Annotated in this window: 13 protein-coding genes; 10 read left to right on the forward strand and 3 right to left on the reverse strand. The window is 69.9% G+C overall.

From position 1 onward, the window contains the following. Positions 1–78 precede the first annotated feature (78 nt). On the reverse strand, positions 79–1,098 hold the full coding sequence (locus ACH4F2_RS30930; RefSeq protein ID WP_398136053.1) for an NlpC/P60 family protein: 1,020 nt from the start codon (positions 1,096–1,098) through the stop codon (positions 79–81). A gap of 54 nt (positions 1,099–1,152) precedes the next feature. After that, positions 1,153–1,584 carry an ATP-binding protein gene (locus tag ACH4F2_RS30935; RefSeq protein ID WP_398136054.1) on the reverse strand — a complete coding sequence of 144 codons (432 nt, stop codon included), beginning with the start codon at positions 1,582–1,584 and terminating at the stop codon, positions 1,153–1,155. Positions 1,585–1,754: 170 nt separating this feature from the next. Here ACH4F2_RS30935 and ACH4F2_RS30940 point away from each other — a divergent pair, with 170 nt between their 5' ends. From ACH4F2_RS30940 to ACH4F2_RS30975, 8 genes are all read left to right on the forward strand, one after another. Beyond that, on the forward strand, positions 1,755–2,609 hold the full coding sequence (locus tag ACH4F2_RS30940) for a helix-turn-helix domain-containing protein (protein ID WP_398136055.1): 855 nt from the start codon (positions 1,755–1,757) through the stop codon (positions 2,607–2,609). 11 nt (positions 2,610–2,620) lie between these two features. Beyond that, complete coding sequence (locus ACH4F2_RS30945; protein WP_398136056.1) at positions 2,621–2,989, forward strand: DUF397 domain-containing protein; 369 nt, start codon at positions 2,621–2,623, stop codon at positions 2,987–2,989. Between the two features lie 218 nt (positions 2,990–3,207). After that, positions 3,208–3,516 carry a hypothetical protein gene (locus tag ACH4F2_RS30950; RefSeq protein ID WP_398136057.1) on the forward strand — a complete coding sequence of 103 codons (309 nt, stop codon included), beginning with the start codon at positions 3,208–3,210 and terminating at the stop codon, positions 3,514–3,516. A gap of 165 nt (positions 3,517–3,681) precedes the next feature. Next, entirely contained in the window at positions 3,682–4,500 is an 819-nt protein-coding gene (locus ACH4F2_RS30955) for a hypothetical protein (RefSeq protein ID WP_398136058.1), read from the forward strand. Further along, the gene (locus tag ACH4F2_RS30960) at positions 4,490–5,833 is read left to right on the forward strand and encodes a hypothetical protein (RefSeq protein WP_398136059.1); all 1,344 of its coding nucleotides are present in this window, start codon (positions 4,490–4,492) and stop codon (positions 5,831–5,833) included. The genes ACH4F2_RS30955 and ACH4F2_RS30960 overlap by 11 nt, the downstream gene beginning before the upstream one ends. Further along, complete coding sequence (locus tag ACH4F2_RS30965) at positions 5,830–7,389, forward strand: SCO6880 family protein (protein ID WP_398136060.1); 1,560 nt, start codon at positions 5,830–5,832, stop codon at positions 7,387–7,389. Before ACH4F2_RS30960 ends, ACH4F2_RS30965 begins: the two co-directional genes overlap by 4 nt. Before the next feature lie 12 nt (positions 7,390–7,401). Then, positions 7,402–8,814, forward strand: a complete 1,413-nt coding sequence (locus tag ACH4F2_RS30970) for an ATP-binding protein (RefSeq protein ID WP_398136061.1) — start codon at positions 7,402–7,404, stop codon at positions 8,812–8,814. Positions 8,815–8,837: 23 nt separating this feature from the next. Beyond that, on the forward strand, positions 8,838–10,379 hold the full coding sequence (locus tag ACH4F2_RS30975; protein ID WP_398136062.1) for a type IV secretory system conjugative DNA transfer family protein: 1,542 nt from the start codon (positions 8,838–8,840) through the stop codon (positions 10,377–10,379). Between the two features lie 22 nt (positions 10,380–10,401). Here ACH4F2_RS30975 and ACH4F2_RS30980 read toward each other — a convergent pair whose 3' ends face one another. Further along, on the reverse strand, positions 10,402–10,935 hold the full coding sequence (locus tag ACH4F2_RS30980; protein ID WP_398136067.1) for a GNAT family N-acetyltransferase: 534 nt from the start codon (positions 10,933–10,935) through the stop codon (positions 10,402–10,404). Positions 10,936–11,056: 121 nt separating this feature from the next. Between ACH4F2_RS30980 and ACH4F2_RS30985 the strand changes: the two genes are divergently transcribed. Both ACH4F2_RS30985 and ACH4F2_RS30990 read left to right on the forward strand, forming a co-directional pair. Beyond that, positions 11,057–12,319, forward strand: coding sequence for a sensor histidine kinase (locus ACH4F2_RS30985; RefSeq protein WP_398136063.1), 1,263 nt, complete (start codon positions 11,057–11,059; stop codon positions 12,317–12,319). After that, positions 12,316–12,987 carry a response regulator gene (locus ACH4F2_RS30990; RefSeq protein WP_398136064.1) on the forward strand — a complete coding sequence of 224 codons (672 nt, stop codon included), beginning with the start codon at positions 12,316–12,318 and terminating at the stop codon, positions 12,985–12,987. Before ACH4F2_RS30985 ends, ACH4F2_RS30990 begins: the two co-directional genes overlap by 4 nt. The last annotated feature ends 95 nt before the right edge of the window (positions 12,988–13,082 follow it).

Consider the following 13,082-nt stretch of genomic DNA (forward strand, 5'->3'; position numbering starts at 1 on the left):
ATCACGCAGACGTTATCGAAGAGAAACACGTCGTCGCAGCTCAGGGCAGGGTTTCACGCTGGGTTCATACCCTGTCATTCACACCGCCGTGGGCAGCGCTTTCGCGCCGTCCTCGGTCACCCGGGTGGCCCCGAAATAGTCAGGGGTGTCGATCGGGTCGAACCGGATCACCGCACCCGGCCGCGGCGCGTTGATCATGTACCCGCCGCCGACGTACATCCCCACGTGCCGGATGGCCCGGGAGTTGGTGAGGTCGTCCGAGAAGAACACCAGGTCACCGGGGAGCAACTCGTCCCGGCTCGGATGCGCCCCCGCGTTGTACTGGTCATTGGCGACCCGCGGCAGCTCGATCCCCACACTCTCGAACGCCGCCTTGGTCAGCCCCGAGCAGTCGAACCGCCCGCCCTGGTCGGCCGTGCCGTTCCCGCCCCACAGGTAGGGCGTGCCGAGCTTCTTCTGCGCGTAGGCGATGGCCCCGGCGGCCTGCTCGGAGGGGTCGACCCGGGTGGTGGGCGCCGCGAAGCTCTTCGCGAGCGTCGTGATCGTCTTGACGTAGTTCTGCGTCTCCTTGTACGGCGGCACGCCCTGGTACTTGATCACCGCGTAGGGCCCCGCGTTGTAGGCGGCGAGCATGTTCTCGGCCGGGTCTCCGGGCACGTCCTTCACGTACGACGCGAGGGAGCAGTCGTACGACGCCGCCGACGGGATGGCGTCCGCCGGGTCCCACACGTCCCGGTCGCCGTCCCCGTCCCCGTCGATCCCGTGGGTGGCCCACGTACCGGGGATGAACTGCGCTATGCCCTGCGCCGCCGCATGGCTCTGCGCCCGCGGGTTGAAGCGGCTCTCCTGGTAGAGCTGGGAAGCGAGCAGCGCGGGACTGATGGCGGGGCAGTGATTGCCCCACTTCTGCACGAGCGGCTGGTACGCCGCGGGCACCGACCCCTTGGCGAGCGTCTTGCTCCCCCCGCCGGTGCCGCCGGCGAGGTTCCCGGCGACGACGTAGACGCCCACGACGAGCAGCATCACGAAGCCCGTCCCGAGGGCGACCGCGACACCGGCACCGACCCACATCTTGCGCATGGCCCAACCCTCCCCCATGTCCGGGCCGTTCAATAACACTTTCCGGCCATGTCGAGGCGACAAACACCCCGATCAACGCCGGCACTCCGCCCACAGCAGCTTCCCGCCCTTCGAGGCGCCGAGCTCGCGCAGCACCGACACCCCTACGGCGTCCGCGCAGGCCCGCACCAGGTGCAGACCCCGGCCGCCCTCGGCGTCCTCCGGCGGTACGGCGCCGGGCTGTTCCCCGTCGCGGAAGCCGGGCGGCACCCTCCAGTCGCTGTCCCACACGCCGACCCGCAACCGCCCCGGCTCCCGCGACAGGATGCGGAGGGAGTAGGGGCCGGTGGTGTGCAGGTGGGCGTTGGCGAGCAGCTCGGCGGCCAGCAGTTCGGCGGTGGGCGTCAGCTCCGCGAGCCCGTGCGCGGCGAGCGTGGCGCGGAGGGTCGTGCGGGCGATCCCCGGTGCGCGTGGATCGTGCGGGAGGTGGAGGGTGTAGCCCCAGGACGGGTTTACGGTGGCCATGGAAGTCTCCGTTCAGTGCGCGAAGTTGGAGCGTGGGTGGGGGTGCCCAGTGGCATGCCGGTCCGTCGATCGGTGCACTTCTGGGCGGGGCGCCAGTCGTAAGCTAGAGGTGTTTCTTAGATGACGCCAGAAAAGAACTTAGATGCCACTCATGTGAGTGACAGAGAGGTATGGGGCGCGTGAGAAGCAACCCGACGGGCCGTCAACTCCGATTGGGTGCTGAGCTGCGCAAACTGCGAGAGCGGGCCGGACTGACCTCGACCCAGGCCAGTCGCCTCCTCGGCGTTCAGCAGAACCAGATCAGCAACGTGGAGGCCGCACGGGCCGGCGTGAGCCCCGAGCGGGTCCGCACTCTCGCCTGCCACTACGACTGCGGCGACACAGCCCTGATCGACGCGCTCTGCGACATGGCGGCCGAGCGAACCCGGGGATGGTGGGAGGAGTACCGGGAGCTCCTGCCTGCCGCGCTGCTGGACCTGGCAGAGGTCGAGCACCATGCCGAGCGTCTGCGCACAGCCGTCACGCTGCACATTCCCGGCCTCCTGCAGACAAGGGACTACGCCCGCGAGGTCTTCCGCCAGGATGTCCCGGAGATGTCGCCGCCGGACATCGAGCACCGGATCTCGTTCCGCATCAAGCGTCAGGCAGTGCTCTACCGGGACGCTCCAACACCACACCAGGCCACCATTCACGAGGCGGCACTTCGCATGCGGCTGGGTGGCCCCGAGGTGACCCGAACTCAGCTGCAGCACCTGCTCGACATGAGCGAGCGCGACCACATCACCATGCGCGTGCTGACGTTCGACACCGGCATCCTCCCGGGGTCGGGCCAGTCCTTCTATTACTCCACGGCACCCGTACCGCAGCTCGACACCGTCCACCTCGACCAGTCCCACGGCCCGGTCTTCCTCGACTCCGGGGCTCAGCTCGACAAGTACCGGCTGCTTCTCGACCGCATGGAAACCAGCGCACTGCCGCCCGACAAGTCACGGGATCTCATCCACAAGATCGCGCAGGAACTGTGAGGAAGGTCGACATGAAGCAACTCGCCTGGCAGAGGTCCTCCTACTGCGCACAGGGTGACTCCTGTCTCCACGTCAGCGCCAGCGCCACCGGCATCCATCTCACCGAAAGCAGCGACCCCACCGGCTCCATAGTCACCGTCGCCCCTGCCGCCTTCGCCTCCCTGCTCACCGCCCTGAAGTCGGGCACCCGACCGGAAGCCCTCCAGGTCGTCTTCACCCAGGAGGACGGCACCAAGGCCTCCGTCCGCATCCAAAGCACGGACGCGCCAGGAACCGTCGTCACGACGGACCGTCAGAAGTGGGAAGCCTTCACGCTCGGCGTGCGCGCAGGAGACTTCGATCACTTCACAGTCGCACTCCAGCCTCATTGCCCAGCGTAACGGAACGTGATACACAGAGTGAACATACGACTCTTTACATACCGGTTCGCGCCACGCCGTTAGGGCCTGGCGCGAGCCGGTGGCAAGCTATTCGTACGAAACCCGCCAATCAGTGACGCCAAGTCGACATACGACGGCGTCATCGTCGGCGACAATGAGGCCTGACCTCTGCACGTCCGCAGAGGGCGCGGAACTACCCACCAGGGGCGGTGACTTACATGCTCTTTGCGGCCGACGAGGGAGACATCAACACCATTATCGGGGGGATCGCTCCGGACTGGGGCCCCTTCGGCAGCCTGGGCACCGAAGCCAAGATCATGATCGAGGTGGTGATGGCCGTCGCCATCCTGCTCTGCCTCGGCATCGCGATCTGGGGCGCTGCCAAGCAGCGCATCGGTGCCACCGCGCTCCGCGACACCTTCAGCGCGGAGCAGGGCAAGGGCCTCATCATCGCGGGCTTGACGGGCGTGTTCATCATCGGATCGCTCGGCACGCTCTTCACCATCGTGTACGGGATGGCCGTGTAGCCCGGCGCACCTCCCTTTCCCTCCCCCATCCCACCCGCCCGTCGTGCCAACCGGCTGAGGTTGCGTTTCTCTGATGTCGAGTCACCACACCGCGCCCGCGCGGGGACCAGCACGGCTACCGTCGTACTTCTACGGCAGACACGACGTCGAGGGGGCGTACGCGGCATGAGTCTCGGAGACGACCACCAGTCCTCCGGCGGTTACGGCGGCACCGGTCAGACACGGACCCGGCTGCCCGACGGGGACGGCGACGGCTACGGCGGCCCCCGGCGCGGCGGCCGCTCGTCGTCACGGAGCCTGGTCACCGTGGTCGGCGTCGTCGTCCTCCTCATCGCCGCGATCGCCTTCGCGAACCGTGGAGGAGACGATTCCGCAGAGTCGTCGGACGACGCGGCCGCCGACAAGCCGAAGACGTCGGCGACGGCGCCCTCCGGAACCCAGCCGGTCCGATCGGGCTTCGCCCACGACGAGCAGGGGGCGCAGAGCGCGGCGGCGAACTATGCGGTGGCGTTGGGGTCTGACGGCATGTTCGACAAGGCCAGACGGCACGACATCATCGACACCGTCTACGCACCCGATGTCGCCGCAACCCGGCGGACAGAACTGGACGGCGCGTACTCGAGCCAGAAGTTCCTCGCGAACATCGGTCTCGACAAGGACGGCAGGGCACCGGCCGGCCAGACCTTTGTCTCGCGGGTGATTCCGGTGGGAACCAAGCTCACAACGTCGAGCGCCGAGAAGGCCACCGTGGAGGTTTGGTACACGTCCCTCTTCGGCCTGTCCGGTGGCGACTCGACCAACCCGGTGACCGAAAGTTGGTACACCACCACCTACCAGCTGACGTGGGCCGACAACGACTGGAAGGTCACCGACTTCCAGCAGAAGGACGGTCCGGTGCCGGTCGGTCGCGATCAAAGGGCCTCCACTGCCGACGACATGACGAAGGCCGTCGAGGAGTACGGAGGTTTCACGTATGCGCGCTAACCACCGCGTCCTCAAGGTCGCGTCGACCCTTGCCGCAGTACAGACCGCCACGGTGCTGCTGGCCACCCGGGCCTTTGCTGCGCCCACCCCCACGCCGGCGGACACAGAGGATCCCTGTGACCTCATCCGCGGCCCCGCCAAGGACTACTGCGAACGCGGCGAACGCAGCAGCGGCAGTGGCGGCTCGTCCGGAGGCGACGGCCGGAGTTTCGACCCCAGCGCCACCATCGACCCTCTCTCCTCCCTCGCCAAGGGCTGCGCCAACGCCGCCGCGTGGACCGTGGACAAGCTCAGCGCCGCCGTGCAGGACACGGCCGACGTCGACTTCACGAACCCGCAGTTCCTCCAGCAGTACGCCGTCGTCTTCGCGGCGTCGACGATCCTCACGCTCCTCCTGTGGCTCCTCGCGGTGGCGAAGCGTGCCGTGCGCGGCGTCCCCCTCAGCACCGCGCTCTCCGAGGCCATCGGGTTCCTCTGGCTCACCGTCCTGGCGTCGGCGTTCACGCCGCTGATCCTGTACACGGTCGTCTCGGCGACCGACGGCGTCACGGACGTCCTCGCCAAGGCCACCGGCGACCAGACGGACACCTTCTTCGGCACGTTCTCCGGCGCCCTGGAGAAGGGCGAGGACATCGGCGGCGGACCGATCATGCTGATCGTCGTCTCCCTGGTGTCGATCCTCGCCGCCGGCGTGCTCTGGCTGGAACTCGTCATCCGCGCCGCCCTGCTCTACGTCGGGGCCCTGCTCGGCACCGTCGTCTACGCCGGCCTGGTCGACAAGAACCTGTGGGGCCACGTCCGCCGCTGGGCCGGGATCATGATCGCCGTGATCCTCGTCAAGCCCGTCGTCGTCATCGTGCTCGGCCTCGCCGGCGCGCTCTCCGCCGACGACGGCCCAAACGCCTTCTCCGCCGTCGTCTCCGGCCTCGCGATCATCCTGCTCGCGATCTTCGCCTCCGCGATGATCTACCGCTTCGTCCCCGGCTTCGGCGACGAGATCGCGAGCGGCCGCAACAACCGCATCATGCAGGGCGCCGAGGGCAAGGCCGCGGCCGTGATCAGCTCCCCGGCGAACCTGGTCGCCCAGGGCATCAGAACCCACAGCACCCGCCACAACGGCAGCGGTGGAGGCGGAGGCCAGTCCTCCGCTCCCCGCCCCTCGAACCCCGCCTCCGGCGGAGTCGCCGCGCACAGCTCGCGCCCCTCGAACGGAGGCGGCGGAAGTGTCCCCTCCGCCGCACCCGCACCGCGCTCCAGCAGCCCGGTGAACACGCCCCACGCAGGCAACACCCGTAACAGCCTTAAAAAGAGCACAGGAGGTGACGGGCGTTGACGACCGAGTCCCACGTGTCCCATCCGGTCACGCCCCGCCGTACGTATCTGATCGGCCGCGCCCGGCCGAACGCGATCGTCGGCCGCAACCGCGAGACCGGTGAGATCGCGCTGATCGTCGTCGGCGCGTTCCTCGGCATGATGTGCGGGCTCCTCGTCCCCGTCCTGACCCTGCGCATCGTGCTGCTCTGCGGCTTCCCCATGCTCGCGCTGGCGGCCGTCTACGTGCCGTACAAGCACCGCACGTTCTACAAGTGGTTCGAGATCAACCGCAGCTACAAGCGGACGCTGCGCCGCGGCACCACCTACCGTTCCGGCGCCATCGAGGCCGGCACCAGGATCGACGGGCGGGAGGTCGAGGTCGGCCCGCCGCCCGGCATCGGCCGCATCAGCTGGCTGGCGGCGCCCTTCGGGCCGGACGAGATCGCCGTACTGCTGCACGCCGACCGCAGAACGGTCACCGCCGCGATCGAGATCGAGGGCCCCGGCGTCGGCCTGCGCGACTCCGAGGACCAGGAAGCCCTCGTCGACCGCTTCGGCACCCTCCTCAAGCACGTGGCCAACGGCGACGGCTTCGTCACCCGCATCCAGATGCTCGCCCGCACCCTCCCGGCCGACCCCGACGCGCACGCCAAGGACGTCTCCCAGCGCGGCGACGACAAGGCGCTGCCGTGGCTGCAGCAGTCGTACGACCAGCTCCAGTCGATGGTGTCCACCAGCAGCGAGCAGCACCGCGCCTATCTCATCGCCTGCATGCACTACACCCGCGACCTGGCCGCCGAGGCGCACGCCATGGCCCGCGCCGCCCGGCCGCAGAACGGACGCAAGCTGGACCGCGACGCCGGACTGGCGGTCGTGATGGCGCGCGAGCTGACGGACATCTGCTCCCGCCTCCAGGAAGCCGACATCCGGGTGCGCCAGCCACTGGGGCAGGGCAGGCTCGCCTCGCTCATCCACGCCATGTACGACCCGGACCACCCCATCGACCACATCCAGGCGATGACCAAGCGCAACGCCTGGCCGGCCGAGCTGGACGCCATGGAGCCCACCTACCTCCAGGCCAAGACCCGGGAGTCCTCCACCCGCGCGCCCTGGTGCCACGCCACCGCCTGGATCAAGGAGTGGCCGATGACCCCGGTCGGCGTGAACTTCCTCGCGCCGCTCCTCGTCCACACCCCGGACGTGATCAGGACGGTCGCCGTGACGATGGACCTCGAACCCACCGAGGTCGCCATCGAACGCATGCTGACCGAGAAGACGAACGACGACGCCGAAGCCTCCCGCGCCGCCAAGATGAACCGGACCGTCGACCCCCGCGACGTCGCCGCCCACGGCCGGCTGGACCAGCGGGGCGAGGACCTCGCCAGCGGCGCGGCCGGTGTCAACCTGGTCGGCTACATCACGGTCTCCTCCCGCTCCCCCGAGTCCCTGGCCCGCGACAAGCGGACGATACGGGCCTCGGCCGGAAAGTCGTATCTGAAACTGGAGTGGTGCGACCGTGAGCACCACCGCGCCTTCGTGAACACACTTCCGTTCGCCACCGGCATCCGAAGGTAGGGGCTGAGCCTGATGCGGGACCCGATGTCCGTCCTCACCGACGCCTTCACGTCCTTCCTCTTCGGGAAGGTGGAGACGACCCGCCTCCCGGTCCGCACCTCCACGGGCCAGGCGCAGGCCGTCTACCTGCCGACCGCCGCCCCCGGCCTCGGCGACTCCGGCGTGATCATCGGCCGCGAGGTCTACTCCGGCAAGGGCTACATCTACGACCCCTTCCAGCTGTACGGCCAGCAGCTCCCCGCCCCGCACTGGCTGGTGCTCGGGGAGTCCGGGAACGGCAAGTCGGCGCTGGAGAAGACGTACGTCCTGCGCCAGCTCCGCTTCAAGGACCGCCAGGTCGTCGTTCTGGACGCCCAGGGCGAGGACGGCGTCGGCGAGTGGAACCTCATCGCCGAGGAGCTGGGCATAACTCCCATCCGGCTGGACCCGATGGCTGCCCTGGACCACGGCATCCGGCTCAACCCGCTGGACCCGGCGATCACGACGACCGGGCAGCTGGCCCTGCTCCGCACCATCATCGAGGTGGCGATGGGGCACGGCCTGGACGAGCGCTCCGGCTTCGCGCTCAAGGTCGCGCACGCCTACGTCAACGAGACCATCGTGCAGCGCCAGCCGGTCCTCACCGACATCGTCGAGCAGCTCCGCCACCCCGAGCCGGAGTCCGCCGAGGCGATGAACGTCGCCATAGACGACGTACGGGCGTGGGGCCTGGACGTGGCACTGGTCCTCGACCGCCTCGTCGACGGTGACCTGCGCGGCATGTTCGACGGCCCGACGACGGTGGGCATCGACCTCGACGCCCCCCTCATCGTCTTCGACCTGTCCCACATCGACCGCAACTCCATCGCCATGCCGATCCTCATGGCCATCGTGGGGGTCTGGCTGGAGCACACCTGGATCCGGCCCGACCGGAAGAAGCGCATCTTCCTGGTCGAGGAGGCCTGGCACATCATCAACAGCCCGTTCGTGGCGCAGCTGTTCCAGCGGCTGCTGAAGTTCGGGCGCCGGCTGGGTCTGTCGTTCGTGGCGGTGGTGCACCACTTGTCGGACGTCGTCGACGGAGCGGCCGCCAGAGAGGCCGCGGCCATCCTGAAAATGGCCTCCACCCGGACCATCTACGCCCAGAAGGCCGACGAGGCGCGGGCCACGGGACGCGTCCTGGGCCTGCCACGCTGGGCCGTGGAGATCATCCCGTCCCTCACCCCCGGCATCGCGGTGTGGGACGTCAACGGCAACGTCCAGGTGGTCAAACACCTGATCACCGACACCGAACGCCCCCTGGTCTTCACCGACCGCGCGATGACCGAGTCCTCCGCCGACTTCAACGACGACGCCCTGCGCGCCGCCGAACTGGAGGCGGAGGAGCGGGCGGCGGCCTTCATGGAACAGCACATCGGAGACTCGTCCGAATCGACGGTGGCGTAGGAAGACGGGGAGGGACCGAAGGCATGAGACCGGACGACCACCGCGGCCGGCGGCCGGACCAGCAGGGCGGCATCCCCGACGGCCTGCTGATCGGCATACTCGCCTTCATCCTCGGCATGACCCTGCTGGTGTGGACGGCGACCGGCCTCTCCGCCCTGTTCGCCCACGGCTCCTGGCCCTCCGACGTCACCTTCACCGGCACCCCCCTGGCCATGCGCCACCTGGTCTCCGAACCCCACGACCTCCCCGGCGCCTGGCCGGACACCCCCGAGACCGCGCTCTCCGGTTACGGGCTGTTCTGGGGGCTGTTCATCGGCCAGATGATGGTGCTGGTGGTCCTGACCGTCTTCGTGATGGGCACGGTGGCCCGGTGGCGGGCGGTACGGCAGCGGCGGCGAGTGACGCGACCGACGACGGACGTACACAGCCCGGAACCGACCCCGGCCCCCGCCCCGGCCCCGGCCCCGGCCCCGGCCCCGGCTCCTGACCCGGTGCGGGAACCGGAACCGGTGCCGGAACACATGCCCGTGCACGAGGTCCCGACCCCGAGGGCACCGCGGTGGGAGAAGCCACCGGAGGAGGAGCCCCCGGCCTCCGCGCCCGACGGCACACGGGTGCGCGGCTGGGAGACGAACCGCCCCGAAGGCGCGGTGCACTACGGCACGCCCGGCGTCCGCCACTCGACCGCGAGCCGGACCCTGCGCGACGCGGAAGGCCCCGCCCTCGTCATCACCTCGAACCCGGACCTCTGGTCGGACACGAAGGACGCCCGCGCGAAACTGGGCCCCTCCCACCTCTACGACCCGAACCACCTCTGCGACACCCCGGCCCGCCTCCACTGGTCCCCCACCGCGGGCTGCGAGGAGAAGCAGACAGCCGTGACCAGAGCCGCCGCCCTCCTCACGCCGGTCCGCCCCACCTCCCGGCTCGACCAGGCGGTCGGCGACACCGCCGAACTGCTCCTGCGCAGCTACCTCCACGCCGCCGCCATCGACGGCCGCACCGTCCGCCACGTCCACCGCTGGTCCCAGGGCCTCCAGATCCAGGACGCCGTACGCATCCTCCGGACCAACCCCAAGGCCGCGCCCGGCGCCGCGGGCGAACTCGAAGGGGCCCTCACCGCCCACCCCGAACGCCGGGACATGGCCCAGCAGCTCACCACCCGGGCCCTGGCCGTCCTCTCGACGGTCAACATCCGCGAGGCGTGCACTCCCAACCGAAATGATGCCCTCGCCTTGGATTCCTTCATCCACGAACAGGGCACCCTTTACGTGGTGGGTGAATCCATCGAAGACCCCCGCACGAGCCCCGGCGCGATGCCGCTGCTGACGGCGCTCGTCTCAAGCGTGGTCGAGCGCGGCCGGCGCATGGCCGAACGGTCATCCTCCGGTCGCCTCGACCCACCACTCACCCTCGTCCTGGACGACGTCGCCGCCGTGGCTCCGCTCCCCCAGCTCCCGGAGCTGCTGGCCACCGGAGCGGACCGGGGTATGCCGACCCTGGCCCTGCTCCGCTCCCGTGAACAGGGCCGGGCCCGCTGGCCCCACGACGAACTGCCGGTGTGACGCCGACGGCCGCGGGCCCGTGTCACCGCTCGACCACGAACTCCAGCTCGTGGTCACCGGGCACACCCTCCATCGGCACCGTCCGCCCGGTCGGCGCGAAACCCACCGTGCGGTACGCACCCTGCGCACGCCCGTTCTCCGGGTGCACGATGAGCCGCACCCGTCCCAGGCCGTTCGCCCACGCCCACTCCAGCCCGGCGTCGAACAGCGCCTTCGTCAGCCCGCTCCCCCGCCACTCGGACCGTACGAACACTCCCACCACGTGCCCCTGCCGCCGCTCCACGGGGAACCCGGCCCAGTCCGTCGTCCCGGCCTCCTCCACGAGCACGGTCAGCGTGCCCAGCCACCGGCCTCCCGGCCCCTCCGCGACGATCTGCTGCGCCTGTGAAGCGCCCTCGGCGGCCTTCGCCGTCCGTTCCCGCCAGTAGGAGTCGGGCCGGGTCACGGCGGTGTCGTACGTATCCAGGAACGCGAGGTGCGCGACCGGGTCCCGCAGCGCGCGCAGCCGCAGCTCCTTCACGGCCTGCCACTCGTCGGCACGTATGGAGCGGATCATGTAGTCACCGGGGACCGAGGCACTCATGCGGGCCACCGTAATACCCGGGTACTACGCCCCTCACCTGATATACGGCCCCCGGACGGACGCCCTCCGCGCCCCGGACCGCGACCATGGCCGGATGGAGCCCGTGAAGTCCGCGCCGGAAGAACGAGTGGCCGAACCCCTCACCGAATACGTGCACCGCGTCAACCGACGGGTACGCGCCTTCGACCGCCGCCGGCCCCTCGTCTGGGACCTGCACCTCACCGGCCTCTGGGTGCTGGCCGCCATGATCGACGCCTCCGGCGGCTGGCGCAACGTCGCGCACGACCCCGGCGTCCCCACCGGACTCGTCATCGCTCTCAGCCTCGCCCTCTCCGTCCCCCTCCTCTGGCGTCGCAGCCACCCCCAGGCCGCCCTCCTCGCGACGCTGCCCGCCGCCCTGTTGAACGCCTGGTCGGGCGCCGCCCTGCAAGCGGCCCTGCTGCAGCTGCTCCTCGTCCACCACATCGCCCTGCGCCTGCCGCTGCGCAACCTGTGGTGGGCGGTGGCGCTGGCGGTCGCCCCGACCTGTGTCGCGGTCGCCCGTTACGGGGACAGCGCGGGCTCCTGGAACCAGCAGGTCGGCTCGCAGCTGCTCTCCATCTGCGTGGCCGCCCTGATCGGCATCACCGTCCGCACCCGGCGCGACCACACCGAGGCCCTGGAGGACCGCGCCCGCCGCCTGGAGACCGAACGCGACCAGCAGATCCGCCTCGCCGCAGCCGCCGAACGCGCCCGCATAGCCCGGGAGATGCACGACATCATCGGCCACAACCTGTCCGTCGTCACCGGCCTCGCCGACGGCGGACGCTACGCCGCCGCGAAGTCCCCCGAACGCGCCGCCCAGGCCCTGGACGCCATCGCCACCACCAGCCGCCAGGCCCTGGGCGAACTACGCCGCCTGCTGGACGTCCTGCGCGACGAGGAGCAGGACGGCCCCCGGGCGGCAGAACTGGCACCGCAGCCCGCCCTCACCGACCTCGACCAACTCCTCGACGGCGTCCGCCGGGCCGGTCTCCCCGTCCGTACGACCGTCAAGGGCCACCCGGCACTCCCGGAGGGCCGCCAGCTCACGGTCTACCGCGTCATCCAGGAAGCCCTCACCAACACCCTCAAACACGCCGGCCCGGACGCCACCGCCCACATCGACCTCTCCTACGGGACCGGCGGGGCCGTGGCCCTCACCGTCACCGACACCGGGCACGGCGGCCCGGCCCCCGGCCCTACCGACGGCCGGGGCCTGCCCGGAATGCGCGAGCGAACGTCCCTGTACGGAGGCACACTTGAGGCCGGCCCACGCCCAGGCCCCGAGCGGGGCTGGCGCGTCCACCTGCACCTACCGGAGGAATCCCCGCAGTGACCACCGTCCTCATCGCCGACGACCAATCGCTCCAGCGCTTCGGCTTCCGGATGCTGTTGGAGAGTCAGGACGACATGACGGTCGTGGGCGAGGCGGCGGGCGGTGCGGAAGCCGCCCGTATGACGGCCGAACTCCGCCCCGACGTCGTCCTCATGGACGTCCGCATGCCCGGCATGGACGGCATCGAGGCGACGCGCCGCATCGTCGCGAGCGGCGGCCGCACGCGAGTCCTCATCCTCACGACCTTCGACCTCGACGAGTACGCGTACTCCGGCCTGCGCGCCGGAGCCTCAGGGTTCCTCGTCAAGGACGCCCAGCCGGAGGAGCTGCTGTCCGGCATCCGCGCGGTGGCCAGTGGCGACGCGGTGGTGGCTCCGAGCCTGACCCGCCGCCTGCTCGACACCTACGTCCACCATCTGCCGGCCGCCGCCACAGCGGCGTGGGACGACACCCCCGATCCCCGCCTGGCCTCTCTCACCGAGCGCGAGAACGAGATCCTGAGGGTGATGGGCCAGGGCTGGACCAACATGGAGATAGCCGAGCGTCTCCATCTCGCCGAGTCGACGGTGAAGACCCACGTGGGCCGCATCCTGGCCAAGACGGGCTCCCGCGACCGCGTCCAGGCGGTGATCCTGGCGTACGACACGAAACTGGTGAAGCCGTCCTGAAACGCAGAAAACCCCGCACCGTTCCCGGTGCGGGGTTTCCTTTGAATGATTGTTCGGCGGCGTCCTACTCTCCCACAGGGTCCCCCCTGCAGTAC

The organism is Streptomyces sp. NPDC017890 (assembly GCF_044328675.1).
Classification (GTDB): domain Bacteria; phylum Actinomycetota; class Actinomycetes; order Streptomycetales; family Streptomycetaceae; genus Streptomyces.

Excerpts from the sequence above, each read along its gene's own strand:
- ACH4F2_RS30980 (WP_398136067.1), bottom strand. The coding sequence starts at position 10,935 with ATGATCCGCTCCATACGTGCCGACGAGTGGCAGGCCGTGAAGGAGCTG.
- ACH4F2_RS30935 (WP_398136054.1), bottom strand. The coding sequence starts at position 1,584 with ATGGCCACCGTAAACCCGTCCTGGGGCTACACCCTCCACCTCCCGCAC.
- ACH4F2_RS30985 (WP_398136063.1), top strand. The coding sequence starts at position 11,057 with ATGGAGCCCGTGAAGTCCGCGCCGGAAGAACGAGTGGCCGAACCCCTC.
- ACH4F2_RS30930 (WP_398136053.1), bottom strand. The coding sequence starts at position 1,098 with ATGGGGGAGGGTTGGGCCATGCGCAAGATGTGGGTCGGTGCCGGTGTC.
- ACH4F2_RS30945 (WP_398136056.1), top strand. The coding sequence starts at position 2,621 with ATGAAGCAACTCGCCTGGCAGAGGTCCTCCTACTGCGCACAGGGTGAC.
- ACH4F2_RS30940 (WP_398136055.1), top strand. The coding sequence starts at position 1,755 with ATGGGGCGCGTGAGAAGCAACCCGACGGGCCGTCAACTCCGATTGGGT.
- ACH4F2_RS30960 (WP_398136059.1), top strand. The coding sequence starts at position 4,490 with ATGCGCGCTAACCACCGCGTCCTCAAGGTCGCGTCGACCCTTGCCGCA.
- ACH4F2_RS30955 (WP_398136058.1), top strand. The coding sequence starts at position 3,682 with ATGAGTCTCGGAGACGACCACCAGTCCTCCGGCGGTTACGGCGGCACC.
- ACH4F2_RS30970 (WP_398136061.1), top strand. The coding sequence starts at position 7,402 with ATGCGGGACCCGATGTCCGTCCTCACCGACGCCTTCACGTCCTTCCTC.
- ACH4F2_RS30950 (WP_398136057.1), top strand. The coding sequence starts at position 3,208 with ATGCTCTTTGCGGCCGACGAGGGAGACATCAACACCATTATCGGGGGG.
- ACH4F2_RS30975 (WP_398136062.1), top strand. The coding sequence starts at position 8,838 with ATGAGACCGGACGACCACCGCGGCCGGCGGCCGGACCAGCAGGGCGGC.